Raw genomic sequence first — 25390 nt, 5'->3', positions numbered from 1 at the left:
GCGCGAACGCTCATGACCGATCATCCTGTCATCGCTGTCGCGGTCCGACATCCGGGGCTTCCCGCCCACGCGCTCCATCGCGTGCTGCTCGCCGCCACCGTCGCAGGTCTCGCCGCGCTGGTCGCGCACGCGCTGCTGCCCGACGACGGCGAGGTGGCGCACATCCTCTTCGACCACGCGCTCTACCTCTCGCTGGAGCTTGCCGGCGTGCTCGCCTGTGTCGCGCGCGCGGTCCTCGTGGCTCAGCGCCGCGTCGCCTGGGGACTGATCGCCGCGGCCGCGGGCTGCTGGCTGGCCGGCGACGTGGTCTGGACCTTCAACGAGCAGGCGCCCCACTACCCCGACGTCGCCGACGTCTTCTACCTCGCCTGGTATCCGCTCGCGGCCGCCGGGATCGTCGTGCTGCTGACCGGCCGCCGCGACGGCGAGGCGGCGCGGCTGTGGCTGGATGGTCTGATCGGCGGACTCGCACTCGCGGCGCTCGCGACCGCGGTGCTGTGGGACGAGCTGGTCAGCGCCAACGGCGCCGAGGCGACGAAGACCGCGGTCGAGCTCGCCTACCCGATCGGTGACATCGCGCTCGTCGGCCTCGTGCTGACCGCCTTCGCGACGCAGGGATGGCGGCCGAGCCGCGGCTGGCTGCTGCTCGGCGCCGGCGCGGTCACGGTCTCGATCGCCGACACCGCCTACCTCGTGGCGGTCGCCACGGGCGGCTATCGCGAGGGCTCGCTGATCTCGGTCCTGTGGCCGGCGGCGCTGCTCTGCTGCGGCTGGGCCGCCTGGCAGTCCTGGCCGCGGCCCGACCCCCAGCTGATGCTCAGACGCGAGCTGTTCCTCTTCCCCGCCTGTTTCGCGCTGGTGGCGCTCGGCATCACCTTCTACGGGCAGCTGCGGGAGATCCCGCTCGCCGCCTCGCTGCTGGCGCTCGCGGCGATGGTCGTCGCGGTGGGTCGCGCGAGCGCGAACTACAGAGTGCACATGCGGCTGCTCGCGCTCTCCCAGCAGGAGGCCCGCACCGACGGCCTGACCGGTCTCGCCAACCGCCGTGCGCTGATCGACGACCTCGTCGCCGCGCTGGCCGACGGCGCCGCCAGCAGCCCGCGCACGCTCGCCTTCTTCGACCTCGACGGCTTCAAGCGCTACAACGACGGCTTCGGCCACGTCGCCGGCGACATGCTGCTGCGCCGGCTGGCAGTCGCGCTCCGCGGCGCGGTCGGCGCGCAGGGGACGGCCTATCGGCTCGGCGGCGACGAGTTCTGCGCGCTGCTCGACGGCACGCACGCTCCCGACGGCCCGCTGCTGCGGCGCTGCCGCGACGCGCTCTCCGAGCACGGCGAGGGCTTCGAGGTGACGACCTCCTTCGGCGTCGCGCTGCTGCCGAGCGAGGCCGGCGACGCGGAGCGGGCGCTCGGCGTCGCGGACGAGCGCATGTACGCGCAGAAGGACGGCCGCCGCCCGGCCAGCCGCAGGCAGACCGCCGACGTGCTGATGGCGGTGCTGCGCGAGCGCGAGCCGGAGCTGCGCGACCACTCCGACGGCGTCACCGAGCTGTCGCTCGCGGTCGCCAGGCGGCTCGGCCTCGCGGGCGAGCGGCTCGACGAGGTCGCGCGCGCCGCCGAGCTGCACGACATCGGCAAGATCGCCGTGCCGGAGGTCGTCCTGCACAAGCCCGGCCCGCTCGACGACGACGAGTGGCGCCTGATGCGCCAGCACACCGTGATCGGCGACCGGATCCTGTCGGCGTCACCGGCGATGCGGCAGGTCGCGCTGCTGGTGCGCGCCAGCCACGAGCGCTGGGACGGCGGCGGCTACCCCGACGGCCTCGCCGGCGAGGCGATACCGCTGGGGGCGCGGATCGTCGCCGTCTGCGACGCCTACAGCGCGATGACGAGCGAGCGTCCGTACCAGGTGCCGCTGGCGCACGAGGCGGCGGTCGCGGAGCTGCGTCGCTGCGCCGGCGCGCAGTTCGACCCGCGCGTCGTCGACGCCTTCTGCGCCGTCACCTTCTGCGCGGTCGCGGGACCGTGCCCGGCCGCCGGCACGGTGCGCGCGGCCGGCTCGCGTCACGCAGCCTGACGCACGGCCTCGATCTCGGGCGCCGGGAAGCCGGCGGCGATCAACGTCGCGCTCCACGCGGCGGCGTCGACCGGGCCGCTGTGCAGCACGCGCAGCGTGTCGGAATGGAGCGTCAGCAGCACGTCGCGGACATCGCGGTGGGCGAACAGCGCCCACCGTATCTGCGCGTGGTGGGCGGCTGCGGCGAAGGTGGGGAAGTTGAGATCACTTGACTGCACGGCCGGCTCCTTGCGGGCAGGGGGCATCGGAGATGCGAGGCAGTCATGACCTCTGGGGCGCCGATCGTGAGCGCCGCCGTTTCTGAACGTAGCAGTCCGCTTGGCGTCGCGGCGCCGGTCAGCGGCGCGACCTGGAAAACGGAGCGAGATGAGATACCATCGGCAAAGGACCAAGGCGATGCGATTCCATCCCATCACCTCAGAACGCCCGGGGCTGCCACCTCGGGCGTTCGTCGTGAAGGAGGGCTCCGGATCGCTGCCACGACCCGGAGCCGTCGCTGCTCATCTCGTTATCCAGAGGATCACGAGCAGCAGCAACAGGACCAATACGAGCTGTTCCATCTCCATCACCTCCTTTCTCGGGGCTGCCGCCCCGGCCGAGGTTGGAGCCTCGGCAGTTCTGGAGGGGATGAGGCTGGCTCGTCGTGATCCTGGAGTGATTAAATCACTGAAGCAGGTGTGATGGCGTGTCGGTCGCCGCTCACGCCGGTCCCAGCGGCGAGCCGGCGAAGAAGAAGAACCAGACGTTGAACAGCAGCGCGCAGACGGCGACGCTGCAGACCGAGATCTGCTCGACGACGCGGAAGGCGGCGTCGCCGGGGCGCTCGCCGCGCAGGCTGCGCAGCCATGGCGCCGAGGTGCGGGGGCCGTCGACGTGGCCGGCGGCGCGCTCGTACGCCGCGTTGATCCGCGCCAGCAGCGCGACCAGCAGACCGACACAGACGGCGAGCACGATCACCACGAGCACGACTGAGCCCATGTTCAGCCGCGTGCTGCCGGTCGTCCGCGAGCCGACCCACAGCGCCAGCAGCGGCGCGCCGGTCCAGATGTTGACCGACACGACCACGGCCGCGAGCGCCAGCGCGAGTCGCTGAAGGCGATGGGGATGGGCGTCGGCTGCCGCGGCAGGGGGCATGAAGCGATCCTACCCTGAGCACCACTATCTGGTTGATCGAACTGACGCCGCACTCCTCCGTAGTTCCCCGGAGCGATCCGCGCGCTTGCACCGATGGCGGGCGGGCAGGGCGCGCGTAGCGTGGGCGCATGCTCAAGTGGCCGACCTCCTCCAGCCGGCGCGTCGTGATCGCGGGCGGCGGCGTCGCCGCCGTCGAGACGCTGCTGGCACTGCGCGCGCTGCCGCGCGGCGCGACCTTCGACGTGACCGTGATCGCCCCCGGCGACGAGCTGGTCTACAAGCCGCTGGCGGTGACCGAGCCGTTCGGGCAGGCGCCCGAGCGGCGCTACCGGCTCGACGAGATCTGCGACGACCTCGACGCGACGCTCGTGCGCGGGCTGCTGCGCGGGGTCGACGGCGGCCGCCGCGTCGCGCAGACCGCCGACGGTCGCGCGCTCCCCTACGACGCGCTCGTCGTCGCGACCGGAGCGATCTCGCACGAGGCGCTGCCGGGCGCCGTCACCTTCTTCGGCGGCGGCGAGAGCGACGACTTCTCCTGGATCGTGCGCGAGCTGGAGACGGGCATCACGCGCTCGATCGCCTTCGTCGTGCCGACCGGCGGCTGCTGGCCGCTGCCGCTGTATGAGCTGGCGCTGATGACCGCCGAGCGGGCCGCGGAGGTCGCCGCCGTCGACCTCGCGCTCACGCTCGTCACGCCCGAGGAGGAGCCGCTGGCCGCCTTCCACGGCGCCGGCAGCGACGCCGTCGGGCAGTTGCTCGCCGATGCCGGGATCACCTTCGCGGGCGCGACCCGCGCGCACGACTACGACGGCCGCACGCTCGCGCTCTCGTCGCTGGAGACAGAGGACGACCGCCGCATCGCGATCGACCGCGTCGTCGCGCTGCCGGCGCTGCGCGGCCCGGCGATCGAGGGGTTGCCGCTCGACCGCAGCGGCTTCGTGCGCGTCGACAACCACTGCGCCGTGCGCGGCCTCGACGACGTCTACGCGATCGGCGACGCGACGACGTTCCCGCTCAAGCAGGGCGGCGTCGCCACGCAGCAGGCCGACGCGGTCGCGGCGGCGATCGGCGGCCGCTCGGCCGAGCTGCGCCCGCACCTGCGCGCGATGCTGCTGACCGGCGGCGAGCCGCTCTACCTCTCAGCGACCGTCGTCGGCGGCGTCGGCGTCTCCTCCAGCGTCTCGCACAGCTGCCCGTGGTGGCCGCCGCACAAGATCGCCGCGCGCCACCTCGCGCCCTACCTCGCCGACCGCCAGGCGGCGGCGGTGGCTTAGTCCCGCCTCGCCGGCAGCGACGCCCGCACCGTCGTGCCGGCGCCGGCGCTCGACTCGACCGCGAGGCGGCCGCCGGCGAGCGTGACGCGCTCGCGCATCCCCAGCAGGCCGAAGCCGTCGCTGCCCGCCGCCGGGTCGAAGCCGCAGCCGTCGTCGGCGACGGTCACGTCGATCGTGCCGTCGGCCTCGCGCAGCGTCACCTCGACGCGGCTGGCGTCGGCGTGCTTGACGACGTTCGTCAGCGCCTCCTGGACGAGCCGGTAGAGCGTGTCCTCGACCGCTGCCGCCGGGCGCGCCTCGGCGCGGCCCGACTCGTGCGCGAGGTCGACGTCGAGCGCGACGTCGAGGCCGGAGGTCGCGGCGATCCGCTCAGCCAGCGCCTCCAGCGCCGACTGCGTCCCGAAGACGTCGAGCGCGGCCGGGCGCAGGTCGGTGATCAGCCGTCGCAGGCCGGCGATCTCGGTGTCGATCTGCTCCAGCGCCGTCTCGATCGTCGCCTGCACGACCGGCAGCTCTCTGGCGCGGCGCGCGCCGGCCAGCAGCACCTTGAGCCCGGCCAGCTCCTGCAGCGTCTCGTCGTGCAGCTCGCGCGCCCACCGCTGGCGCTCGCGCTCGCTCGCCTCGATCGAGCGCCGCAGCCCCTCGCTGGCGACCGTCTGCGCGGTCGCGACCGCCGTCGCCGCGCTCGCCGCGAAGCTCTCCAGCAGCAGCTCGTCCTCGTGCGTGAAGGCCGCGCCGTCGCCGCCGCGGTCGAAGGCGCACAGCACGCCGAGCGGGCGGCCGCGGAAGACGAGCGGGACGAACAGGCCGGTCGAGGCGTCGACCTGCTCGGCGAGCGCGAAGCGCAGCTCGGCGCGCACGTCGGTCAGCCGTTCGACGCGCCGCTCGCGCATCACGGTGCCGCTGACCGAGCCCTCGACCGGCACGCGCACGCCCAGCAGCCCGTCGCCGACCTCTCCGGCGAGCGCGGTCACGTGCAGCTCGGGCCCCTCGCGCAGCAGGATCAGCACCCCGCGCGCCTCGACCAGCGCCCGCGCCCGCTTGGCGATCAGCTCCAGCACGCGCTCGAGGTCGGTCTCGCCGCCGACCGCGCGCGCGATCGCGGTCGTCGCCTCCAGCGCCCGCACCGCCTGCTCCAGCTCGTGGCGACGGCGCAGCTCGCCGTCGTAGGAGCGCGCGTTGGCGATCGCGACCGACGCCCAGCCGGCGAGCAGCACGATCGCCTCCTCGTCGTCGGCGTCGAACGGCTCGCCGTCCTCCTTCTCGGTCAGGTAGAGGTTGCCGTACGCCTTGCCGCGCACGATCACCGGCACGCCGAGGAACGTCCGCATGCGCGGATGGGCGTCGGGAAAGCCGTAGGAGCGCACGTGCTCGCCGACGTCGTCGAGCCGCAGCGGTCTGGGATCGCTGATCAGCACGCCGAGCACGCCGCGGCCGCGCGGCAGGTCACCGATCGCGGCATGCGCGGCAGGGTCGATCCCGACCGTCAGGAAGCGCTCCAGCTCGCGCCGCTGCTCGTCGAGGATCCCGAGCGCGGCGTATCTGGCGCCGGTCAGCGCGCGCGCCTCTTCCAGCACGCGCCTCAGCAGCGTCTCCAGCTCCAGCTCGGAGACGACCGAGCGTCCGACTTCGAGGATCCGTCGCAGGCGCTTCTCGTCGAGCATCGGCGGCGGACTCTATGCCTCCGTGACGTCGACCAGCACCTTGCCCACGGTCCCCGCCTCGACCGCCGCGTGCGCGGCCGCCGTCTCCGACAGCGGGAAGCGCGTCAGCGGCAGGCCGGCGTCGGCGCCGACCGGCAGCGCGCCGTCGGCGACCGCCGCCGCGACCGCTTCGACGGCGTCGCGCTTCTGCTCCGGCGTCGTCGTGTAGGTGAGCACGAACTGGAAGCGGGCGTTGGTCATCATGTTCGGCCGGATCGGGACCGCGACGTCGTCGGTGCTGCCGTCGTCGGCGTAGATCGCGACGGTGCCGCCCGGCGCCAGCAGGCGCGTGTCGAGCGCGACGTTGGCGGCCGGGTTGACCTCGACGACGATCTGCACGCCGTCGGGCGCCAGCTCGCGCACGGCCGCGACGACGTCCTGCTCGCGGTAGTTGACGACGTGGTCGACCCCGGCCGCGCGCACGAGCTGCGCCTTCGCCGCGCTGCTGATCGTCGTGATCACGGTCGCGCCGGCCCACTTCGCCAGCTGGATCGCGGCGTGGCCGACGGCGCCGGCGCCGCCGGCGACGAGCACGGTCGTCCCGGCGAGCGCGCCGGGCGCCAGCCGCGCCGGGCCGCCCTCGCGCGCGGTCAGCGTGCGGTGGGCGGTCAGCGCCGGGATCCCGAGCGAGGCGCCGACGTCGAAGGAGGCGGCGGCGGGGAGGGCGACGACCTGCGCCTCTGGCAGCACGACCTGCTCCTGCGCGGTGCCGTCGGCGCGCTGCCAGGCGGCGTCCCAGACCCACACGCGGTCGCCGGGGGAGAGCGCGGTGACGTCGTCGCCGACGGCGTCGACGACGCCGGCGCCGTCCTGGTTGGGGACCTGCGGCCGTGGCAGCGCTCTGCCGCCGACGCCGCTGCCGGCGCGCGCCTTCCAGTCGGTCGGGTTGACGCCCGAGACGACGATCCGCACGCGGACCTCGCCGGGGCCGGGGTTGGGCAGCTCGCGCTCGACGGTTTCGAGCACTTCCGGCCCGCCCGTGCGCGTGTAGACGATCGCCTTCATGGGCCGGAGTCTGCCCGCTCGACTACACGCCCGCACGCAGGCCGGCGAGCAGCAGCGCGAGGTAGCGCTCGGGCGGTCGCCCGACGTCGGGCGTCGAGCCGGCGCCGAGCATGCGGAAGGCGATCACGAGGTCGACGGCGTCGAGCCCGTCGTGCAGCTCGCCGGTCGCGTGCGCGCGCTGCACCAGCGGCGTCAGCAGCTCCACCATCCGCGCGCGCATCCGCTGGCGGATCTCAGGGTCAGGCGGGTGCTGCGCGAGCGCCTCGACGAAGCCGCGGTTGAGCTGGAGCTGCTCGAGCGAGGCGTGCAGGAAGCGCGACAGCTCGTCGCCGCTGGCGCTGCCCGCGAGCACCTCGTCGCGGACCCGCTCGGTCTCGCGCAGCAGCTCGGTCGAGACGGCGACGACGAGGTCGCCCTTCGTCGGGAAGTGGCGGTAGAGCGTCGCGATCCCGACCTGCGCGCGGCGCGCGATCTCGTCGACGCCGACCTGCAGCCCCTGCTCGCGGAAGGCCTGCGTGGCGACGGCGATCAGGTGGGCGCGGTTGCGCAGCGCGTCACGGCGTGGGGCGCGGGTCGACATCCCGCAAACATACCGGAGGGCTTCCTCCGTTTGGTGCTAGCGTGTGGTGCCTCGATACCGGAGGGGTCCCTCCGGTAAGGCCCTCGGACCCACCTCCTCTCGATGACCCAATCCGCACCACGGCAGCACCACCAGACGACGCTCGCGATCCTCGCGATCGGCGCGCTCGCCTTCGCGCTGGCGCAGACGACCGTGATCCCCGCGCTCGGCGACATGCAGCACGAGCTGGGCGTCTCCTCCAGCGACGTGACCTGGCTGGTGACCGCCTACTTCCTCGTCGCCTCGATCGCGACGCCGATCTTCGGCCGCCTCGGCGACATGTTCGGCAAGGAGCGCTACCTCGCCGTCTCGCTCGCCCTCTTCGCGATCGGCTCCGTCGTCTGCGCGCTCTCCGACTCGCTCGCGCTGATGATCGTCGGCCGCGGCCTGCAGGGGATGGGCGGCGGCGTCTTCCCGCTCTCCTTCGGCATCGTGCGCGACGAGTTCCCGCGCGAGCGCGTCCCCAGCGGCATCGCGCTGCTCGGCGCCGTCGCCGGCATCGGCGGCGCGATCGGCCTGCCGCTCGGCGGCCTGCTCGCCGACCAGGTCAGCTTCCACTGGATCTTCTGGCTCGCCGCCGCGATGGGCGTCGGCTCGGCGATCGCCGTCGTCAAGTTCGTGCCCGAGTCGCCGGTGCGCACGCCCGGCACGCTCGACCTCGCCGGCGCGGGCATCCTCGCCGTCGGCCTCTCCGCCGTCCTGATCGCGATCTCGCGCGCCAACGACTGGGGCTGGGGCTCGACCAAGACGCTCGGCCTGATCGCCGCCGGCCTCGTCGTGCTCGTCCTCTTCGTGCTGTTCGAGCGCCGCCACCCGGCGCCGCTGATCAACATGAGAACGATGGCGCGGCGGCCGGTGCTGACGACCAACCTCGCGACGCTGCTCGTCGGCTTCGGCCTCTTCGGCACCTTCGTGCTCGTCCCGCAGTTGGCGCAGCTGCCCGACGCGACCGGCTACGGCTTCGGCCTCAACGCGACCGTCGCCGGCCTGCTGATGGCGCCGGGCGGGATCATGATGCTGTTCGTCGCGCCGCTGGTCGGCCGCATCGGCGAGCGCAGCGGCTCGAAGATGCCGCTCGTCGTCGGCTGCCTCGTCGCGGCCGGCGGCCTCGTCGGGATGGCCTTCGCCCACTCCAGCATCGCGCTCGTGATCCTCTGGGTCTGCATCCTCAACGGCGGCGTCGGCGCCGCCTTCGCCGCACTGCCGAACCTGATCGTGCAGGCGGTCGACGCGCACGAGACCGGCGAGGCGACCGGCGTCAACACGATCATGCGCAACGTCGGCGCCTCGATCGGCTCGCAGGTCGCCGCGTCGATCGTCGCCGGCCATCTGCTCAGCAGCGGCCTCCCCGAGGATGAGGGCTTCAAGCTCGCCTTCCTGATGGGCGCGGCCGGCGGCCTCGCCGCCGGGCTGATCGCGCTGCTGATACCGGCGCGGCGGGCCTTCAAGGCGCGGCCGAGCGGGCAGGCAGCGGCGGTGGCGGACGGAATTCCCGTGCGCTGAGCGCTCAGCGCGTGTAGCGTCCCGCCGCATGAGCGAGACGCCCGCAGCGCCGCCGCCGGAGCCGGCGCCCGCCCCGGCGCTGAGCGGCGGCGCCTACCTGCGCCTCGTCGGGCTCGGCGCGCTGATCGGGATCCCGGCCGCGCTCGTCGCGGTCGGCTTCCTCGCGCTCGTCCACCAGCTGGAGGAGTGGCTGTGGACCGACCTGCCCGACGCGCTCGGCCACAGCGCGCCGCCGTGGTACCTCGTGATCGTGCTGCCCGTGCTCGGCGCGCTGGTCGTGATCGCCGCCCGCCGCTTCCTGCCCGGCGACGGCGGTCACTCGCCGCTGAAGGGGCTCGACCCACGGCCGACGCCGGCGGTGTACGGGCCCGGCGTCGTGCTGGCGGCGCTCGGCACGCTGCCGTTCGGCGCCGTGCTCGGCCCGGAGGCTCCGCTGATCGCGCTCGGCTCGGTCGTCGGGCTTGCTGTGACGGGCTGGATCAGACTGGGCGACGAGGAGAGAACGGTCGTCGCGACCGCCGGCTCGTTCGCCGCCGTGGCGGCGCTCTTCGGCGGCCCGCTGGTCGCGGGCGTGCTGCTCGTCGAGGCCGGCATCTCGCGCGGCAGAGCGCTGATCGCGGCGCTGCTGCCGGGCCTCGTGGCGGCCGGGATCGGCTACACGATCTTCATCGGGATCGGCGACTGGGGCGGCCTGAAGGCGCAGCAGCTGACGATCCCGGACCTGCCGCTCTACGACGACATCCACCTGCCGGACCTGCTGATCGCGATCGCGATCGGGGTGCTCGCCGCGCTCGCGATGGGCGTCGTGCGGGCGATCGGCGGGGCGGTCGCCGCGAAGGAGCGCCGCCTCGGCATGGCCGGGCTGCTGCTGGCCGGCGGGCTCGCCGTCGGCCTGACCGCGCAGATCGCGGTCTGGTGCGGCGCGCCCTCCGATGCCGACGTGCTCTTCTCCGGCCAGACGACCGTTGCGACGATCACCTCCGAGAACTCGTTCGGGATCGTCGTGCTGCTGATCGCGGCGAAGGCGCTGGCCTACGCGATCTGCCTCGGCTGCGGCTTCCGCGGCGGCCCCGTCTTCCCGGCGATCTTCCTCGGCGTCGCGCTCGGCACGCTCGGCGTGATCGTCTTCGACCTGTCGCCGACGGTCGCGGTCGCGGCCGGCGCGGCCGCCGGGATGGCGGCGGCGACGCGGCTGCTGTTCGCCTCGCTGCTGCTGGGGACGCTGCTGGCCGGGACACAGGGGCTCGACGCCGCACCGGCCGCGGTGCTGGCCGTCTCGGCGGCGTGGATCGTCACCGCCGCGCTCGACAGACGGGCCGCCGCGAGAGCGGCCGCCGGCACCGCCGCCGTCATCGCGCCGGCCGGCTCAGCGCCGGCCTCCTGACCGCCGGGCGGCGATCCCTCATCGCGCCGGCCGCGTGACCGCCGGGCGGCGATCGGCGGCGAACAGCGGCATGCCGGCCGGCTCCGCCGCGTCCAGCTCGGCCAGCAGCAGCGCGACGCCGATCTCGCCCTTGTAGAGGCTGTCGCGCCGCAGCGCGCTGGCGCCGATCCCGGCGGCGGCCGCGTCGCCGAGCAGCCGCGCCCGCGCGAACCAGACCTGCTCCCCGGTCAGCTCGTGCACCGCCAGCAGCGCGTAGGCACGGCCGGCGAAGCCGCAGCAGAGGTCGGAGACCGACGCCGCCGCGCCCTCGTAGGCCGTCCAGGCGGCGCGCTCAGCCAGGCGCGCGAAGCGCTCGTCGCCGTCGCGGCGGTGGGCCGCGGCCCACAGGTGGACCCAGCCGGCGGCGCCGTTGCACCAGCTCGACTCCAGCCCGCTGCGGGCTATGCCGCCGGCGCCGGCCTCCGGCTGCCAGCGCAGCCCGCGGCCGGACGGCAGCGCCAGCGTCGCGAGCAGCTCGAGTCGCTGCGCGAGCGCGGGCGGCGGCGCGGCGCCGGAGGCCTCGCTCCAGCGCAGCAGCGCGAACAGGAAGCCGGCCTCGCCGTGCGCGGCCCCGAGCGTGGCCGGCGGCGCGGCGGCGACCTCCTCCCAGAGGCTCGCCGCGAGGCGGTCACCGAGCGCCAGCAGCGGCTCGGCGTCGAGCGCGGCCGGCAGCGCGTCGAGCAGCAGCGCGCTGCCGAGCAGCAGGCCGGCGCGGCCGAACGTGACGTCGAGCTGGTCGCAGGGATCGCTGGCCGCCGTCAGGAAGCCGTCGAGCGCGAACAGCAGCGCCGCGTCGTCGCCGCGGGCCTCGGCGACGAGCGCCTGCACCGCGTGGACGCCCGCGGCGTGGTGGTAGAAGGAGGACTCGCCGAACTTCTCCGGCACGATCTCCAGCTCCTCGTTCCAGAAGGCGTCGTGGGTGCCGGCGGAGAGCTGCGCCTGGGTCGACCACAGGTCGGCGGCCGCCGTCAGCGCGTCGTCGCCGCGCGCCCGCGCGATCCGCAGCAGCGCGTACGCGAAGCCGGCACCGCCGTTCATCGCCGAGGCGGTCGGCGCGGCGAGGCCGCCGTCGTACAGCGGGCCGGGAACCGCGAGGCGGCCGAGCACGTCGTCGACCAGCTGCCGCGCGGCGGCCTGCTCGGCGCGGCGCGGCGGCGCGGCGCGCGGTCTCGACAGGTCCTCGGCGGCGGCCTGGCGGAAGGCGTCGAGCAGCGCGCGCGTGGACGCGAACCGCTCCTCCGGCTGTTTGGCGAGCGCGCGCCCGACGACGCGCTCGACGGCGGCGAGGTCGCCGGCGTCGTGGCGGGAGAACGGCACCGGCGGCTGCTCGACCAGCTGTCGCAGCATCTGCTCGGGCTCGAGCGAGAAGTCGTGCGTGTGGGCCCCGGTCAGCAGCAGCTGCAGCAGCGCGCCGAGCGAGTACTGCTCGCCGGCCGGCGACAGCGCCGGCGTCGCGCCGCGGGCGAGGCGCGCGGCGGCCGTCTCGGGATCGAGGAAGAAGTCGACCCCGCCGCGCAGTCCGGCGTGGACGCTGCCGGGAGCGGCCGGGCGCGTCGCGAGCCCGAAGTCGATCAGCGTGACGGAGCCGTCGGGCCCGCTGATCGCGTTGCGCGGGTGGACGTCGCCGTGCAGCAGCTCCCGCTCGTGCAGGAGCGCGTACGCGCTCAGCACGCGCTCGGCGAGCGCGAGCAGCGGCGCGCGACCGGCCGCGCCGAGCGCGCGCGCCTCGGTGGCGGCGCCGTGCAGGTCGATGCCGGCGCACCAGGAGAGCGCGAGGTACGGCCGCTCGTCGTGCTCGCCGACGGCGAGCAGGCGCGGCGCGACGCTCCCGTCGAGCTGTCGCAGGACCGCCGCCTCGTGCGCGAGCGTGGCTCCGACGTGCCGGCCGGCGCCGGCGCGCGCCAGCTTCAGCGCCGCCGGCTCGCCGTCGGCCGCGCGCACCAGGTGGACCTCGACGTCGGCGAGCACCTGCAGCGGCTCGACGAGCGTCAGCTCGCCGACCTGCGCGCCCGCTTCCAGCGAGGCCGCGATCGGCTCCGCCAGCTCCGACTCGCTCGACACCAGCAGGCCCTCGTTGACGAAGCCGCTCAGCACGGCGAAGGCGTCGTCGAGCGTCGCGCGCGGATCGACGCCGGTCGCTCTGCTGTATGCGATCACCGCCCCGACGATCGTCTCGGGCGCGCGGAAACGCTCCAGCAGCGCGGCGGTGCGCGCGTCGACGATGCTCGAGTTCGAGCGCGAGCGGGGTCGCGTGACGGCGCAGTCGCCGTCGGCGTGGTCGACCTGCTCACGCAGCTCCTGCGGCAGCGTCGCGACCGGCTCGATCACGACGTCGGCCGGCAGCACGAAGCGAAGCTCGGCGATGCTCATCGCCGCTTCAGCTGCTCCTGCGCGTCGTCGATCTCTCTCAGCTGCGCCTGGACCTCCTCCAGCGTCCGTTCGAGCTGCGCGCGCAGCCGCGGCAGGTCGTCGGGATCGACCAGCACGGTGCCCGGGTCGCGCTGCGGCTCGACCGTCACCGGCGTGCAGAAGCCGCCGGGCGGCGGGTACTCTCTCGTGAAGTCGCAGGTCGGCATCGAGAAGACCTCCACGCATGCCGCGACCGAGTCGACTATGCCGTTGCAGATCACCCCTGACATCGGCCACTCGCAGCCGGCCTCCGCCGCTATCTGCTCCGTCCCCAGTTCGGTGGCGAAGCGCCAGTCGCACCCGCGCGTGGCCGTCTGCTGACCGGCGTCGAGGACGGTCTGCTCGCCGCAGGGCAGGCGCACCCGCAGGCGCTTGGAGCTGAATGACATCGCTGACTCCCTGATCGTGTGCTCATGCGCTCGCGAGCGCCTCCGGCCACATCCCGGCCGCGGGCGCCCAGGTGTCGGTGTCGACCCCGCTCAGCCGCAGCCGTTCGAGCGCGAACCGCCACGGCTCCAGCCCGTCGGGGCGCCGCTCGCGCGCCGCCGACGAGAGGTACTGCGCCAGCCGCTCGGCGATCCACAGCCGCCAGCTCGATCGCTCGCCGTGCTCCTGTCCGCCGCTCGCGGCGGGCGGGTCGGCGCCCCACGACAGCAGGCCGTCGGAGGTGATCGGGGCGGTGAACGGGACGCCCTGAGCAGGGCAGCCGGCGAGCCGCTCGCGCAGCAGCGCCGCGCCCTCGCGCAGGTCATCGAGCCCGTCGAAGTACGCGACGAGCTTGTCCGGCCGGCTGATCCCGCGCAGGTCGCCGCCGACCTTGAAGGCGCTCACGCCGTGGCTGCGCGCGAGCGTCTCGGCGACCGCCGCGAACGCCTCCGGCAGCGCGTCCGCGGTCGGGCTGACGTACAGCTTCCAGTCGGCGCGCGGCGGAGCGGCGGCGCCGGTCGCCTGCCGCCGCCACTGGCGCCAGGGGCGCCGCTCGCCGTCGGGCGCCACGACTTCGGACCAGCCCGCGCGCAGCACGGCGCGGGCGCCGCCGCCGGCATCGAGGCCGAGCCGCGCGGCGTGCGCGCCGGGGTCGCCCCATTCGCGGCGCAGTCGCGCCGACGGCGGTCGCACGCCGTAGAAGTAGAGCCGCCGCGCCAGCAGCGGCTCGGGCAGCGGACCGAGCGCGGCGCCGTAGCGCAGCGCCGCCAGCGACAGCTCGCCGACGCGGCCGCGGCCGCCGGCGGACCGGGTCGCCAGCAGCAGCGTCGCGGCGGCGGCGCCTGACAGCCAGTCGCCGCCGTGCTCGACCTGCAGCACGTCGTCGAGCACGAGCCGCGTCAGCGCCTGTGCGGTCTCCTGCTCGCCGCGCGCCGCGGCGTAGCGCGGCAGCGGGCCGGGCTCGCGCAGCGTCAGCAGCAGCAGCGCGGTCTCGGGCGAGACGGCGCGCGGGTCGAGCTGGCTGCCGCCGCGCGGGCGCAGCACGCCGTACAGCTCCTCGGCGTCGCCGTGCTCGCGCACGACCTGCTCGCGCTCGGGCGCGGCGAGGCGGTCGAGCGGCAGCAGCTCGTAGCTGGGATTGGCGCGCAGCACCGCGCCGGCGAGCGGCGTCGCGGCCGGCGGCGCGCTCGGCTGACCGTCAGCCATCGCGCTTGCGCAGCTGCTCTCTCGCCTGCTCGATCTCCTCGATGCGCGCCTGCAGCTGATCGCCGGCCACTCTGAGCGCCTCGAGCTGCGTGTTCAGGCTGCTGCGCAGGACGTCGAGGTGCTCGGGCGCGATGAGCACCTCGCTCGGCCCGGCGACCACGGGCGTACCGGTCTGTATCGGGGTGGTCGGGTCCGTCGGTATCGTCGGATCGGTCGGTATCGTCGGGTCGGTCGGTATCGGGCTGAAGTTGCAGGTCCGCGTGCCCGCGAAGCAGGTCAGATCGGTCTGCGGGCTGACGAAGCCGCAGTTCGACCGCCACGTGAGACAGGACTGCCACGTGAGGCAGCGCGAGTGGAACTGGAACTGGCACAGCCACGGGCGCGTCTGGAAGTGGTTGATGCAGATCTGGGCGATCGTCGGATCGAGCGGGCGCGCGATTCTCGCGCGCACGTCCTCCGCTTCGTCGAGCTCGACGATGGTCTGCTCCCCGCACGGCAGCTGGACGCGCAGCCGTCTCGACGTGAACGACATCTCCGCTCCGATCGTCAGATTCCCCGGTCCGGAAGGCAGGCTAATGGAGCAATGAAAGACTTGAAATAGGTCTGACGCGGCTTGGCGCTCAGGCGCGCGGGCCGCCTGAGCGTGGGAGACTGCGCGCGATGTCCGTGTGGTGGCGACCGGATCGGCTGGCGTGGTGGACGGGACTGCTGTTCGCGGTCGGCTCGCTGCTGTTCCTGTTCCCGGGGATCGCCGCGCTCGCCGACGTCGACGCGCGCTGGGTCGGCGCCGGCTTCGCGCTCGGCTCCGTCTTCTTCACGAGCGCCGCGCTGCTGCAGCTGATCGCCGCCTCCGAGGTGCCGCACAGGGCGCGCCCGGCGCACGAACGGCGAGCGCTGCGACCGCGCGCGTGGCTGCCGCAGCGGGTCGACTGGCTGGCGGCGGCGATCCAGTTCCCCGGCACGGTCCTCTTCAACGTCAACACGTTCGCCGCGCTCGACCGCGCCCTCACCGCCGGCCAGGCCGACGTGCGCGTGTGGGGACCGGACATGATCGGGTCCGCCTGCTTCCTCGCCGCCAGCCTGCTCGCCTTCGCCAACTCCGAGCATCGCTGGCTGTCGTGGCGGCCGCGCGACGTCGACTGGCAGATCGCGGCCGCCAACCTGCTCGGCTCGATCGCCTTCGGCGCCTCGGCGATCGCCGCGTTCGTGCGGCCGGCGACCGGCACCGCCGTCAACGACGCGATCGCCAACGGCGGCACCGCGCTGGGCGCGCTCTGCTTCCTGATCGGCGCCGTGCTGCTGCCGCTGCAGGCCGACCGGCAGCAGCGGGCCGGTGCCGCCGCGCCCGCGCCGGCGGGCGACTAGGCGAACAGCGAGACGATCGCGGCGACGATCGACGCGGCGCCGAGCGTGACGGCCGCGATCGCGCCGACCTTCAGCCACTTCGCGCCGCTTCTGTGGCCGGCGACGATCTCTCTCTCGCTGCGCGTGGAGACGAGCAGGCGGCCGTCGCCGGCGCCGAAGACGAGCCGGCCGCCATCGTCACCGACCTCGCCGTGGACGTAGATTCTCGTGCCGGGCCGCAGCACCCACTCCTCGACCTCGAAGCCGATCGTGCCGCTCTGGCCGCCGCCGAGCAGCAGCGAGGTGAACGAGGTCGCGACGTCGCTGCCGACGCCGTCCATCCGGTCGACCGACTTCTCCGGCTCGTCGATCTCGGCGCCGAGCGCCTTCACGAGCACGCGCCCGCTGCCGTCGGCGACGGCGAAGGCGATCTCGGAGGAGTAGTCGGAGACGACGTCGCTCTTCTCGACGCGGCGGGTGCTGGTCTTGCCTCTGCTGTCGGTCGTGCGCTCCATCTCGTACCAGCGGTGCGTGACGCGCGTGCGGTGCCAGACGACGTCGGCTCTCGTCTCCGGCGCGTGGACACCGCCGCCGTCGAGCTCGGCGAGGCCGATCACCTCGCAGCGCTGGCTGAAGCTGCCGGCGCCGACCTCGCTGCCGACGCTCTTGGCCAGCTCGGCGATCTCGCCGCAGGTGGAGGTGTCGGTCAGCGTCAGCGCGGAGGCCTTCGCCTCCTGCCCGCGCGCGCTGCGGAGGCAGAACCAGGCGAGGAGGAACAAGACGATCGCTGCACCTGCAAACGCGAAGAACATCCGTCTCCTCCTGGGATACGGCGGCGGGCCTGGGGGCGGCGCCTCGCCGGCTGCGAGGCGCCTACCTCCTAGTGATCGGCTACTTCATCGCCGCCTGGAGGTTCTCGTCGATCGAGGCGAGGAACTCCTGCGTCGTCTGGAACGGCTGGTCGGGGCCGACCAGCAGCGCCAGGTCCTTCGTCATCTTGCCGCTCTCGACGGTCTCGACGCAGACGCGCTCGAGCGTCTGCGCGAACTCCGTCACCTCGGGCGTGTCGTCCATGCGGCCGCGCGCGGCGAGGCCGCGGGTCCACGCGAAGATCGACGCGATCGGGTTGGTCGAGGTCGGCTTGCCCTGCTGGTGCTGGCGGTAGTGGCGCGTGACGGTGCCGTGCGCGGCCTCGGCCTCGACCGTCTTGCCGTCCGGCGTCGTCAGCACGGAGGTCATCAGGCCGAGCGAGCCGAAGCCCTGCGCGACGGTGTCCGACTGGACGTCGCCGTCGTAGTTCTTGCACGCCCAGACGTAGCCGCCCTCCCACTTCATCGCGGCGGCGACCATGTCGTCGATCAGACGATGCTCGTAGGTGATCCCGGCCTTCTCGAAGTCGGCCTTGAACTCGGCGTCGAAGACCTCCTGGAAGAGGTCCTTGAAGCGCCCGTCGTACTTCTTCATGATCGTGTTCTTGGTCGACAGGTAGACCGGGAAGCCACGATCGAGGCCGTAGCGCATCGAGGCGCGCGCGAAGTCGCGGATCGAGTCGTCGACGTTGTACATCGCCATCGCGATGCCGCTGCTTCTGAAGTCGTAGACGTTCAGCTCGACCGGCTCGCCGCCGTCCTTGGGCGTGTAGGTGAGGGTCAGCGTGCCCTCGCCCGGGATCAGCGTGTCGGTCGCGCGGTACTGGTCGCCGAAGGCGTGACGGCCGATCACGATCGGCTTCGTCCAGCCCGGGACGAGGCGGGGGATGTTCGAGATGACGATCGGCTCGCGGAAGACGACGCCGCCGAGGATGTTGCGGATCGTGCCGTTCGGCGAGCGGTACATCTCCTTGAGGCCGAACTCCTCGACGCGCGCCTCGTCAGGCGTGATCGTCGCGCACTTGACGCCGACGCCGTACTGCTTGATCGCGTTGGCGGCGTCGACCGTGATCTGGTCGTCGGTCGCGTCGCGGCTCTCCATCCCGAGGTCGTAGTACTTCAGGTCGACGTCGACGTACGGGAGGATCAGCTGGTCCTTGATGAACTGCCAGATGATCCGGGTCATCTCGTCGCCGTCGAGCTCGACGATGGGGTTCTTCACCTTGATCTTGGCCATGGGGAGCTTTTGGTGTCCTTGTTCGATCGGGAACGCCGCAGGATATTGAGGCGCGCCGCGACCCGCCCGCTCGCGGCTCCCCGTGCCGTCAGCCGGTCAGCGCGGCGACGGCCTCCGCGAACGCGGCCGTGTGGCGGTCGACGTCGGCGACGCTGGTCGCGGGGCACATCAGCGCCATCATGTGGAACGGCGTCATCAGCACGTCGCGGTTGAGCATGTGCAGGTGCAGGTAGGCGTCCAGCTCGGCGTCGAAGGCGGCGGCCGCCTCGCCGCCGCTGCGCGCCGGGCGCGCGCCGAACATGTACTCGACGCGGCAGCCGAGCCGCGTCACGTGCCAGTCGAGGCCGGCGCTGTCGATCGTCTCCTGCACGCCCGCGGTGAAGCGCTCGGCCATCGCGACCATGTGCGCGTAGGCGTCGTCGGTCAGCACCTGCTCCAGCGTCGCGCGCACGGCCGCCAGCTGCAGCGGGTTGCCGGCGAGCGTGCCGCCGACGCCGCCGACGTCGGCCGCGTCCCAGACGGTCCCCGCCAGCACGCGCTCGGCGACGGCGGCGGTGAGGCCGTAGGCACCGGTCGGGATCCCGCCCGCGATCGGCTTGCCGATCGTGACGACGTCGGGCTCCAGCCCCCACGCGGCGGTCGCGCCGCCGGGGCCGCAGCAGAGCGTGTGCGTCTCGTCGATCACCAGCAGCGTCCCGTGCGCGCGCGTGAGACGGCGCAGCTCGTCGTGGTAGCCGGGGTCGGGCAGCACGATGCCGATGTTCGTCAGCGCCGGCTCGGCGAGCACGGCGGCGACGTCGCCGGCGGCCAGCTCGCGTTCGAGCGCGGCGAGGTCGTTGAACTCGACCACGCGCGTCGTCTGCGCCGGGTCGACCGCCGGGCCGATGTTGCCGTGGCGCGGCTCGACGGTGAGGCCGTCGTCGCCGAGGCGCGCGACGGTCTCGTCGACGCTGCCGTGGTAGCAGTGGTTGAAGACGAGCACCTTCGGCCGCCCGGTCAGCTGCCGCGCCAGCCGCAGCACGAAACGGTTGGCGTCGCTGGCCGAGAGCGTGAACTGCCACAGCGGCAGCCCGAACCGCCGCGCCAGCTCCTCGCCGGCCGGCGCCGCCTGCTCGGTCGGCAGCATCAGCGTCAGCCCGCGCGCGCTCTGCTCGGCGATCGCGGCGAGCGTGGGGGCGGGGGCGTGGCCGGTCATCGCGCCGGTGTCGCCGAGGCAGAAGTCGGTGTAGTCGCGCCCGTCGACGTCGGTCACGTGGCTGCCCTGCGCGGCGCGCGCGAACAGCGGGAAGTCGCCCGGCCAGCGCGTCATCCAGTTCATCGGGACGCCGCTCAGCAGTGCGCCGCCGGCCTGCTCGTGGAGCGCGCGCGAGGCCGGATGCTGCTCGGCGAAGCGCGCGCGCTCGGCGGCGAAGAGGGTCGCGAGACGGTCGCGGTCGATCGATGTGGGGGCGGCTGAGGCGGCGTCGGGCATGACGGACTCCGGGGTCGGGGGCGAGGCCCGCAGTCTTGCGCGTCGAACAAGATTGTGCAACAATCCTGTTGTGCAACCTCTCTCCACACCACCTTCAAGCGGCCGCTCCGCCGTCGACGAGGCGGTCGCCACGTTGCGCTCGCGCGTGCTCGACGGCGTGCTCGGTCCGGGCGCGCGGATCGTCGAGGAGCAGGCCGCGGCGGAGCTGGGCGTCTCGCGCCACACGCTGCGCGCCGCGATGCGCCAGCTCGTCAGCGACGGACTGCTGCGGCACGAGCCGCACCGCGGCGTGCACGTGCCGATCCTCACCGCCGAGGACATCACCGACGTCTTCCGCATCCGCGCGCTGCTGGAGCACGAGGCGATGCGCGACGTCGCCAGCCGCGCCTACTGCCCGCCCGACGCGGTCGCCGCGCTGGCGGCGCTGGAGTCGCTCGGCGACGACGCCGGCTGGCACGAGGTCGTCGAGTACGACCGCGCCTTCCACCGCGCGCTGATCGACGCCGCCGGCAGCGTCCGCATCTCGCGCACCTACGCCGCGACCGAGGCGGAGATCGTCTTCTGCCTCGTGCAGCTGCGGCCGCACTACGACCGCCCGGTCGAGGTCGCGCGCGAGCATCGCGAGCTGCTGGAGCCGGTCGCCGCCGGCGACGTGCGCAAGGCCCAGCGCCTGCTCGACGTCCACCTCCGCGACGCCGAGAGAAACCTGCTCGGCTCGCTGCCGGGCGTCCGCGCCGGCAGCGTCTCACCGGATTCCACCACGTAGCCCCACGAGGAGAACGAACCAGTGACCCCCAGCAGCGCTCCGACGATCACCCGCGTGCGCGCCCGCGAGGTGCTCGACTGCCGAGGCCTCCCGACCGTCCAGGTCGACCTCGAGCTCGACGGCGCCCACCTCGCGACCGCCGACGTCCCGTCGGGCCGTTCGACCGGCTCCAACGAGGCGCGCGAGCTGCGCGACGGCGGCAGCCGCTTCGGCGGCTTCGGCGTGCTCGGCGCCGTCGGCGCCGTCAACGGCGAGCTGGCCGACGCGCTCGTCGGCCGCACCGTCGACTCGCAGCGCGAGCTGGACGCGCGCCTGATCGCGCTCGACGGCACGCCCGACAAGGGCCGCCTCGGCGCCAACGCGCTGCTGCCGATCTCGCTCGCCTTCGCCCGCGCCGCCGCGGCCCGCACCGGCCAGCCGCTCTACCGCGCGCTCAACGCCGACGCGCACGTGCTGCCGGCGCCGCTGGTCAACCTCATCAACGGCGGCAAGCACGCCTCCAACGACCTCGACATGCAGGAGGTGATCGTGATCCCCGTCGGCGCCGGCTCGATGCTCGAGGCGCTGCAGTGGTCGACGGAGATCGACCTCGCGCTCGCCGAGATCCTGCTGGAGCGGTTCGGCAAGGCGGCGCTCAACACCGGTGACGAGGGCGGCTTCGCGCCGCAGCTCTCGCGCGTGGAGGAGGCGCTGGAGCTGCTGCACGAGGCGGTCGCCGCGGCCGGCTACGCCTCCGGCTGCGTCTACGGCCTCGACGCCGCCTCGACGCACTGGTACGACCCGGCGACCGACCGCTACACGCTCGCGGGCGAGACGCTCGACCGTGACGCGCTGATCGAGCGCTACCTGACGCTGATCGCCGACTACGGCATCGTCACGATCGAGGACCCGCTGCAGGAGGAGGATTTCGACGGCTTCGCGGAGCTGACGCGCGCCTCGGGGATCCAGATCGTCGCCGACGACCTGACCGTCACCAACCCGGCGCGGATCGAGCGCGCGGTCGCCGCCGGCGCCGGCAACTCGCTGCTGTGGAAGGTCAACCAGATCGGCACGCTGTCGGAGGCGCTCGACGCCGCCAACGCCGCCCACCGCGCCGGCTGGACCGTGGTCGTCTCCGAGCGCTCGGGCGAGACCGAGGACGCGATCATCGCCGACCTCGTCGTCGCGCTCGGCGCCGGCCAGATCAAGACCGGCGCGCCGATCCGCGGCGAGCGCACGGCGAAGTACAACCGCCTGCTGCGGATCGAGGAGGAGCTGGGCGCGACCGCCCGCTACGCCGGCGACGCGCTGCCCGCCCCCGCGCTGAGCGGAACGTGACGACGCTCCCGCCCACCTCGCCGTTCCCCGCCGCCGTCGCGGCGCGGCTGCTCGACCACGGGCATGCCGAGCTGCGCGACGCGGCGCTGCGGATCGCCGGCGCCGGCCTCGCCGCGTGCGAGCCCGGCGCCGCGACCGAGCTGCTGGTCACGCTCGACGGCGACGCGCTCGTCGTCGACGGCCGCGCGCTCGAGCTGGCGCCCGACGCCCGCGTCGTCGTGCTCGGCGCCGGCAAGGCGACGCTGCCGATCGCGGCGGCGCTGCAGCGCCTGCTCGGCGAGCGGCTGGCGGGCGGGGTCGTGGTCGTGCGCGCGGGGGAGGCGGAGCCGCTGGATCCGATCGAGGTGCTGGAGGCCGACCATCCGCTGCCGAGCGAGCGCTCGCTGGCGGCCGGCCGGCGGCTGCTGGAGGTCGCCGGCACGCTGCGCTCCCAGGACGTCGCGCTGTGCTGCTTCACGGGCGGCTCCTCGGCGCTGGCGAGCGTGCCGCCGCTCGGCGTCAGCTTCGCCGAGAAGCGCGAGCTGCACCGGCTGCTGCTGCGCTCCGGCGCGCCGATCGAGCAGGTCAACGCCGTGCGCAAGCACGTCTCGCTGCTGAAAGGCGGGCGGATCGCGGCGGCGACGCCGGCGCGGATCGTCAACCTGACCGTCTCCGACGTCGCCGGCAACCCGCTCGACGCGATCACCGACCCGACCGTCCCCGACCTCTCCAGCGTCGGCGAGGCGATCGCGGCGCTGGAGCACCACGGGCTGTGGGACGCCGTCCCGGCGAGCGTGCGCGAGCACCTGCTGGAGGGCGACGCCGCCTCGCCGCCGCTCGACGCCGAGCGGATCCAGACGGTGATGCTCGCCGACGGCCACACCGCCTGTCGCGCGATGGCGGTCGAGGCGCAGGCGCTCGGGCTGGCGCCGCAGATCGTCTCGACGACGCTGACCGGCGAGAGCCGCGAGGCCGGGCATCTGCTCGCCGGGCTGGCCGCCCACTCGCTGGCGCACGGCACGCCGTGGCAGGCCGGCGCCGCGCTCGTCGGCTGCGGCGGCGAGACGACCGTCACGCTCGCGCCGCAGGCCGCGCTGTCGACCGGCGGCCCCAACCAGGAGGCGGCGCTCGCGGCCGCGCTCGTGCTCGCGGGCAAGCCGGCCGCCGCGCTCTTCCTCGACACCGACGGGATCGACGGCGGCACGCCGCTGGCCGGCGGCCTCGTCGACGGCACGACCGCCGCGCGCGCCGCCGAGCGCGGCGTCAGCCTGCCGGCGGCCCTGCGCGACCATCGCGCGACGGTGGCGCTGGAGGCGGTCGACGACGCGCTGCTGACCGGCCCGACCGCGACCAACGTCAACGACCTGTTCGTCTTCGTCCTCGGCACGGAGGAGTGAGGCAGCCATGAACGAGAGCGCCGCGCCCGACGGCATCGTCGTCGACGCCGTCACCAAGCGCTTCGGCGACGCGCTCGTCGTCGACGCCGTCAGCCTGGGGATCGTCGAGGGCGAGTTCTTCTCGCTGCTCGGCCCCAGCGGCTGCGGCAAGACGACGACGCTGCGGATGATCGCCGGCTTCGAGCGGCCCGACAGCGGCCGGGTCCTGCTGCGCGGCGAGGACGTGACCGGCGTCGGCGCCGCCAAGCGCAACCTCAACATGGTCTTCCAGGACTACGGCCTGTTCCCGCACATGACGGTCGCGGAGAACGTCGGCTTCGGCCTGAGAGTGAAGCGGGTCGCGCGCACGGAGGCGCGCGAGCGGGTCGCCGAGACGCTCGCGGCGATGCGGCTGGGCGGGCTGGAGGGACGCCGGCCCGCCCAGCTCTCCGGCGGCCAGCGCCAGCGCGTCGCGCTCGCCCGCGCGCTCGTCAACCGCCCCGCCGCGCTGCTGCTCGACGAGCCGCTCGGCGCGCTCGACTTCAAGCTGCGCAAGGAGATGCAGCTGGAGCTGAAGCGGCTCAACCACGAGACCGGCACCACCTTCGTCTACGTCACGCACGACCAGGAGGAGGCGCTGACGATGTCGGACCGGATCGCGGTCATGTCCAACGGCGTCGTCGAGCAGCTCGCCGCCCCGCGCGAGCTGTACGAGCGTCCCGCGACCGCCTTCGTCGCCGGCTTCATCGGCGTCTCCAACCTGCTGGAGCTGCGCGTCGACGAGCGCGCCGACGGCCACGTCGCGATGCGGCTCGGCGACGGCGCGCGGCTGCTGGCGCCCGACCCCGGCGGCGCGCTCGGCGCGACCCATCAGCTGACGATCCGCCCCGAGCGGATCCGCATCGAGCCCGACGACGCCGCCGGCTGGTCGCGCCTGCCCGGCTGCGTCGCCGACGTCGTCTACCTCGGCTCGATGACGCAGCTGCTGGTCGACCTCGACCACGACGGCGGCCGCCTCGTCGCCCACTGCCTCGCCGACGACGAGCCCGGCACGCGGCTGCGGCCGGGCGATCCGGTCGTGCTCGGCTGGCCGGCCGACCGCTCCTTCGTGATCGGCTCCGGCGCCGCGGCGTCGGTCTCCGAGGTCGCGGCATGAGAGCCGCCGCCGGGACCGCCGCGCTGCTCGCGCTGGCGCTCGCCGGCGGCGCACTCGGTTGCGGCGGCACGCGCACCACCGCGGTCGCGACGGCGCCCGCGAGCGCCGACGCGCCCGCGACCGGCACGCTGCGCGTCTTCGCCTACGAGGACTCGGTCGACGAGGAGATGCTGGCGCCGTTCAAGGCCGCCAATCCCGACGTGACGGTCAAGACGGCGACGTTCGACTCCAACGAGGAGGCGGCGGCGAAGCTGCGCGGCGGCTTCGAGGCGGACGTCGTCGAGGTCTGCCTCGACGAGATCCGCCCGCTGACGGCGACCGGCCAGCTGCGGCCGCTGGAGGAGGCGGGCATCCCCGGCTTCGAGCGGATCGTCCCGAGCATGCGCGACGCCGACGGCGTCCGCGACGCCGAGGGCAGGCTGATGGTCGTGCCGTTGGAGGCCGGCCCGGAGGGGCTGATCTACAACACCGAGAAGCTGCCGCGGGGGATCGACGAGTTCGCCGACCTCTACGACCCGGCGCTGGCGGGGAACGTGGCGCTGGAGGGCGACATCCCGCTGCCGACGATCGCCGAGACGGCGCTCGCGCTCGGGATCAGAGACCCGCTGACGCTCAGCGACGCGCAGCTCGACCGGGTGATGGCCCACATCGCCGAGCACCGCGACGGGATCCGCGCCTTCTGGCAGTCGGACGCCGACGCCGTCAACCTGATGAAGAGCGGCGAGGTCATCGCGATGAACGGCGGCCGCGGGCTCGCCTTCCAGCTGCGCGAGGCCGGCGTGCCGGTCAGGTGGGTGCGCGCGCGAGAGGGACTGATCACGTGGGTCTGCGGCTTCGGGATCGCCTCCAGCGCGAAGAACGTGCCGGCCGCCTACAAGCTCGTCAACTACCTCCTCAGCAAGCCGGCGCAGGCGCTGCGCGCCCGCAACGGCTACGTCGTGACGACGCCCGACGCGCTCTCGCTCGTCGGGCCGGAAGTGCGCAGGACCGCCGATCCCGCCGTGCTGGAGGGCGCGATCGCCGAAGAGGAGCCGCAGGACTACGACCGCTGGACGCGCGCCTGGGCGCGGCTCCAAGCGGGCTGACCCGAGAGAGGA

Annotated in this window: 22 protein-coding genes; 10 read left to right on the top strand and 12 right to left on the bottom strand. The window is 74.0% G+C overall.

Going from position 1 to position 25390, the window contains the following annotated elements; all coding sequences use genetic code 11:
- Positions 1 to 12 precede the first annotated feature (12 nt).
- A complete protein-coding gene (locus R7226_RS15520) occupies positions 13 to 2076 on the top strand; it encodes a diguanylate cyclase (protein WP_318598094.1) in 2064 nt (687 codons plus the stop codon).
- On the opposite strand, the gene R7226_RS15515 is transcribed toward R7226_RS15520, so the two are convergent.
- The gene (locus R7226_RS15515) at positions 2064 to 2294 is read right to left on the bottom strand and encodes a hypothetical protein (protein ID WP_318598093.1); all 231 of its coding nucleotides are present in this window, start codon (positions 2292 to 2294) and stop codon (positions 2064 to 2066) included. The two genes, R7226_RS15520 and R7226_RS15515, sit on opposite strands and share 13 nt — an antisense overlap.
- 481 nt (positions 2295 to 2775) lie before the next feature.
- The gene (locus R7226_RS15510) at positions 2776 to 3210 is read right to left on the bottom strand and encodes a hypothetical protein (RefSeq protein WP_318598092.1); all 435 of its coding nucleotides are present in this window, start codon (positions 3208 to 3210) and stop codon (positions 2776 to 2778) included.
- A gap of 128 nt (positions 3211 to 3338) precedes the next feature.
- On the opposite strand from R7226_RS15510, the gene R7226_RS15505 reads away from it, so the two are divergent.
- Positions 3339 to 4484: an NAD(P)/FAD-dependent oxidoreductase gene (locus tag R7226_RS15505; RefSeq protein ID WP_318598091.1), complete on the top strand. Its 1146-nt coding sequence runs from the start codon at positions 3339 to 3341 to the stop codon at positions 4482 to 4484.
- Here R7226_RS15505 and R7226_RS15500 read toward each other — a convergent pair.
- Genes R7226_RS15500 through R7226_RS15490 form a run of 3 tightly spaced genes read right to left on the bottom strand, consistent with a single transcriptional unit; the run spans position 4481 to position 7772 of the window.
- A complete protein-coding gene (locus R7226_RS15500) occupies positions 4481 to 6148 on the bottom strand; it encodes a sensor histidine kinase (RefSeq protein ID WP_318598090.1) in 1668 nt (555 codons plus the stop codon). The genes R7226_RS15505 and R7226_RS15500 overlap by 4 nt on opposite strands.
- A gap of 12 nt (positions 6149 to 6160) precedes the next feature.
- Complete coding sequence (locus tag R7226_RS15495; protein ID WP_318598089.1) at positions 6161 to 7192, bottom strand: NADPH:quinone reductase; 1032 nt, start codon at positions 7190 to 7192, stop codon at positions 6161 to 6163.
- A 22-nt stretch (positions 7193 to 7214) separates the two neighbouring features.
- Positions 7215 to 7772: a TetR/AcrR family transcriptional regulator gene (locus R7226_RS15490; RefSeq protein ID WP_318598088.1), complete on the bottom strand. Its 558-nt coding sequence runs from the start codon at positions 7770 to 7772 to the stop codon at positions 7215 to 7217.
- A gap of 102 nt (positions 7773 to 7874) precedes the next feature.
- Here R7226_RS15490 and R7226_RS15485 point away from each other — a divergent pair, with 102 nt between their 5' ends.
- The gene (locus R7226_RS15485) at positions 7875 to 9314 is read left to right on the top strand and encodes an MFS transporter (protein WP_318598087.1); all 1440 of its coding nucleotides are present in this window, start codon (positions 7875 to 7877) and stop codon (positions 9312 to 9314) included.
- 28 nt (positions 9315 to 9342) lie between these two features.
- The gene (locus tag R7226_RS15480; protein WP_318598086.1) at positions 9343 to 10698 is read left to right on the top strand and encodes a chloride channel protein; all 1356 of its coding nucleotides are present in this window, start codon (positions 9343 to 9345) and stop codon (positions 10696 to 10698) included.
- Positions 10699 to 10716: 18 nt separating this feature from the next.
- On the opposite strand, the gene R7226_RS15475 is transcribed toward R7226_RS15480, so the two are convergent.
- The 4 genes from R7226_RS15475 to R7226_RS15460 are packed head-to-tail and all read right to left on the bottom strand — an operon-like array spanning position 10717 to position 15310.
- On the bottom strand, positions 10717 to 13107 hold the full coding sequence (locus R7226_RS15475) for a lanthionine synthetase LanC family protein (RefSeq protein ID WP_318598085.1): 2391 nt from the start codon (positions 13105 to 13107) through the stop codon (positions 10717 to 10719).
- Entirely contained in the window at positions 13104 to 13535 is a 432-nt protein-coding gene (locus R7226_RS15470; RefSeq protein WP_318598084.1) for a hypothetical protein, read from the bottom strand. The genes R7226_RS15475 and R7226_RS15470 overlap by 4 nt, the downstream gene beginning before the upstream one ends.
- A 22-nt stretch (positions 13536 to 13557) precedes the next feature.
- Positions 13558 to 14778 (bottom strand): hypothetical protein, encoded by a 1221-nt coding sequence (locus R7226_RS15465; protein WP_318598083.1) that lies wholly within the window; start codon positions 14776 to 14778, stop codon positions 13558 to 13560.
- Positions 14771 to 15310, bottom strand: coding sequence for a hypothetical protein (locus R7226_RS15460; protein WP_318598082.1), 540 nt, complete (start codon positions 15308 to 15310; stop codon positions 14771 to 14773). Before R7226_RS15460 ends, R7226_RS15465 begins: the two co-directional genes overlap by 8 nt.
- A 128-nt stretch (positions 15311 to 15438) precedes the next feature.
- Here R7226_RS15460 and R7226_RS15455 point away from each other — a divergent pair, with 128 nt between their 5' ends.
- The gene (locus R7226_RS15455; RefSeq protein WP_318598081.1) at positions 15439 to 16143 is read left to right on the top strand and encodes a YrhK family protein; all 705 of its coding nucleotides are present in this window, start codon (positions 15439 to 15441) and stop codon (positions 16141 to 16143) included.
- On the opposite strand, the gene R7226_RS15450 is transcribed toward R7226_RS15455, so the two are convergent.
- The 3 genes from R7226_RS15450 to R7226_RS15440 form a co-directional block, all read right to left on the bottom strand.
- On the bottom strand, positions 16140 to 16934 hold the full coding sequence (locus R7226_RS15450; RefSeq protein WP_318598080.1) for a GIDE domain-containing protein: 795 nt from the start codon (positions 16932 to 16934) through the stop codon (positions 16140 to 16142). The genes R7226_RS15455 and R7226_RS15450 overlap by 4 nt on opposite strands.
- A gap of 79 nt (positions 16935 to 17013) precedes the next feature.
- The gene (locus R7226_RS15445) at positions 17014 to 18228 is read right to left on the bottom strand and encodes an NADP-dependent isocitrate dehydrogenase (RefSeq protein WP_318598079.1); all 1215 of its coding nucleotides are present in this window, start codon (positions 18226 to 18228) and stop codon (positions 17014 to 17016) included.
- Positions 18229 to 18316: 88 nt separating this feature from the next.
- Complete coding sequence (locus R7226_RS15440; protein WP_318598078.1) at positions 18317 to 19699, bottom strand: aspartate aminotransferase family protein; 1383 nt, start codon at positions 19697 to 19699, stop codon at positions 18317 to 18319.
- Between the two features lie 70 nt (positions 19700 to 19769).
- On the opposite strand from R7226_RS15440, the gene R7226_RS15435 reads away from it, so the two are divergent.
- From R7226_RS15435 to R7226_RS15415, 5 genes are read left to right on the top strand one after another with little or no spacing between them, the layout of a single operon-like run.
- Positions 19770 to 20465 carry a GntR family transcriptional regulator gene (locus R7226_RS15435; protein WP_318598077.1) on the top strand — a complete coding sequence of 232 codons (696 nt, stop codon included), beginning with the start codon at positions 19770 to 19772 and terminating at the stop codon, positions 20463 to 20465.
- A gap of 21 nt (positions 20466 to 20486) precedes the next feature.
- Positions 20487 to 21782: a phosphopyruvate hydratase gene (gene eno, locus R7226_RS15430; RefSeq protein ID WP_318598076.1), complete on the top strand. Its 1296-nt coding sequence runs from the start codon at positions 20487 to 20489 to the stop codon at positions 21780 to 21782.
- Entirely contained in the window at positions 21779 to 23158 is a 1380-nt protein-coding gene (locus R7226_RS15425) for a glycerate kinase type-2 family protein (RefSeq protein ID WP_318598075.1), read from the top strand. The genes eno and R7226_RS15425 overlap by 4 nt, the downstream gene beginning before the upstream one ends.
- A 7-nt stretch (positions 23159 to 23165) precedes the next feature.
- Positions 23166 to 24293: an ABC transporter ATP-binding protein gene (locus R7226_RS15420; protein ID WP_318598074.1), complete on the top strand. Its 1128-nt coding sequence runs from the start codon at positions 23166 to 23168 to the stop codon at positions 24291 to 24293.
- Positions 24290 to 25378, top strand: a complete 1089-nt coding sequence (locus R7226_RS15415; protein ID WP_318598073.1) for an ABC transporter substrate-binding protein — start codon at positions 24290 to 24292, stop codon at positions 25376 to 25378. Before R7226_RS15420 ends, R7226_RS15415 begins: the two co-directional genes overlap by 4 nt.
- Positions 25379 to 25390: the final 12 nt, after the last annotated feature.

Source organism: Conexibacter stalactiti (genome assembly GCF_033542075.1).
Classification (GTDB): Bacteria; Actinomycetota; Thermoleophilia; order Solirubrobacterales; family Solirubrobacteraceae; genus Conexibacter; species Conexibacter stalactiti.
The sequence above is the reverse complement of the archived record's forward strand: the minus strand, read 5'-3'. Positions and strand labels throughout refer to the sequence as shown.

Excerpts from the sequence above, each read along its gene's own strand:
- R7226_RS15520 (WP_318598094.1), top strand. The coding sequence starts at position 13 with ATGACCGATCATCCTGTCATCGCTGTCGCGGTCCGACATCCGGGGCTT.
- R7226_RS15510 (WP_318598092.1), bottom strand. The coding sequence starts at position 3,210 with ATGCCCCCTGCCGCGGCAGCCGACGCCCATCCCCATCGCCTTCAGCGA.
- R7226_RS15505 (WP_318598091.1), top strand. The coding sequence starts at position 3,339 with ATGCTCAAGTGGCCGACCTCCTCCAGCCGGCGCGTCGTGATCGCGGGC.
- R7226_RS15500 (WP_318598090.1), bottom strand. The coding sequence starts at position 6,148 with ATGCTCGACGAGAAGCGCCTGCGACGGATCCTCGAAGTCGGACGCTCG.
- R7226_RS15495 (WP_318598089.1), bottom strand. The coding sequence starts at position 7,192 with ATGAAGGCGATCGTCTACACGCGCACGGGCGGGCCGGAAGTGCTCGAA.
- R7226_RS15490 (WP_318598088.1), bottom strand. The coding sequence starts at position 7,772 with ATGTCGACCCGCGCCCCACGCCGTGACGCGCTGCGCAACCGCGCCCAC.
- R7226_RS15485 (WP_318598087.1), top strand. The coding sequence starts at position 7,875 with ATGACCCAATCCGCACCACGGCAGCACCACCAGACGACGCTCGCGATC.
- R7226_RS15480 (WP_318598086.1), top strand. The coding sequence starts at position 9,343 with ATGAGCGAGACGCCCGCAGCGCCGCCGCCGGAGCCGGCGCCCGCCCCG.
- R7226_RS15475 (WP_318598085.1), bottom strand. The coding sequence starts at position 13,107 with ATGAGCATCGCCGAGCTTCGCTTCGTGCTGCCGGCCGACGTCGTGATC.
- R7226_RS15470 (WP_318598084.1), bottom strand. The coding sequence starts at position 13,535 with ATGTCATTCAGCTCCAAGCGCCTGCGGGTGCGCCTGCCCTGCGGCGAG.
- R7226_RS15465 (WP_318598083.1), bottom strand. The coding sequence starts at position 14,778 with ATGGCTGACGGTCAGCCGAGCGCGCCGCCGGCCGCGACGCCGCTCGCC.
- R7226_RS15460 (WP_318598082.1), bottom strand. The coding sequence starts at position 15,310 with ATGTCGTTCACGTCGAGACGGCTGCGCGTCCAGCTGCCGTGCGGGGAG.
- R7226_RS15455 (WP_318598081.1), top strand. The coding sequence starts at position 15,439 with ATGTCCGTGTGGTGGCGACCGGATCGGCTGGCGTGGTGGACGGGACTG.
- R7226_RS15450 (WP_318598080.1), bottom strand. The coding sequence starts at position 16,934 with ATGTTCTTCGCGTTTGCAGGTGCAGCGATCGTCTTGTTCCTCCTCGCC.
- R7226_RS15445 (WP_318598079.1), bottom strand. The coding sequence starts at position 18,228 with ATGGCCAAGATCAAGGTGAAGAACCCCATCGTCGAGCTCGACGGCGAC.
- R7226_RS15440 (WP_318598078.1), bottom strand. The coding sequence starts at position 19,699 with ATGCCCGACGCCGCCTCAGCCGCCCCCACATCGATCGACCGCGACCGT.
- R7226_RS15420 (WP_318598074.1), top strand. The coding sequence starts at position 23,166 with ATGAACGAGAGCGCCGCGCCCGACGGCATCGTCGTCGACGCCGTCACC.
- R7226_RS15415 (WP_318598073.1), top strand. The coding sequence starts at position 24,290 with ATGAGAGCCGCCGCCGGGACCGCCGCGCTGCTCGCGCTGGCGCTCGCC.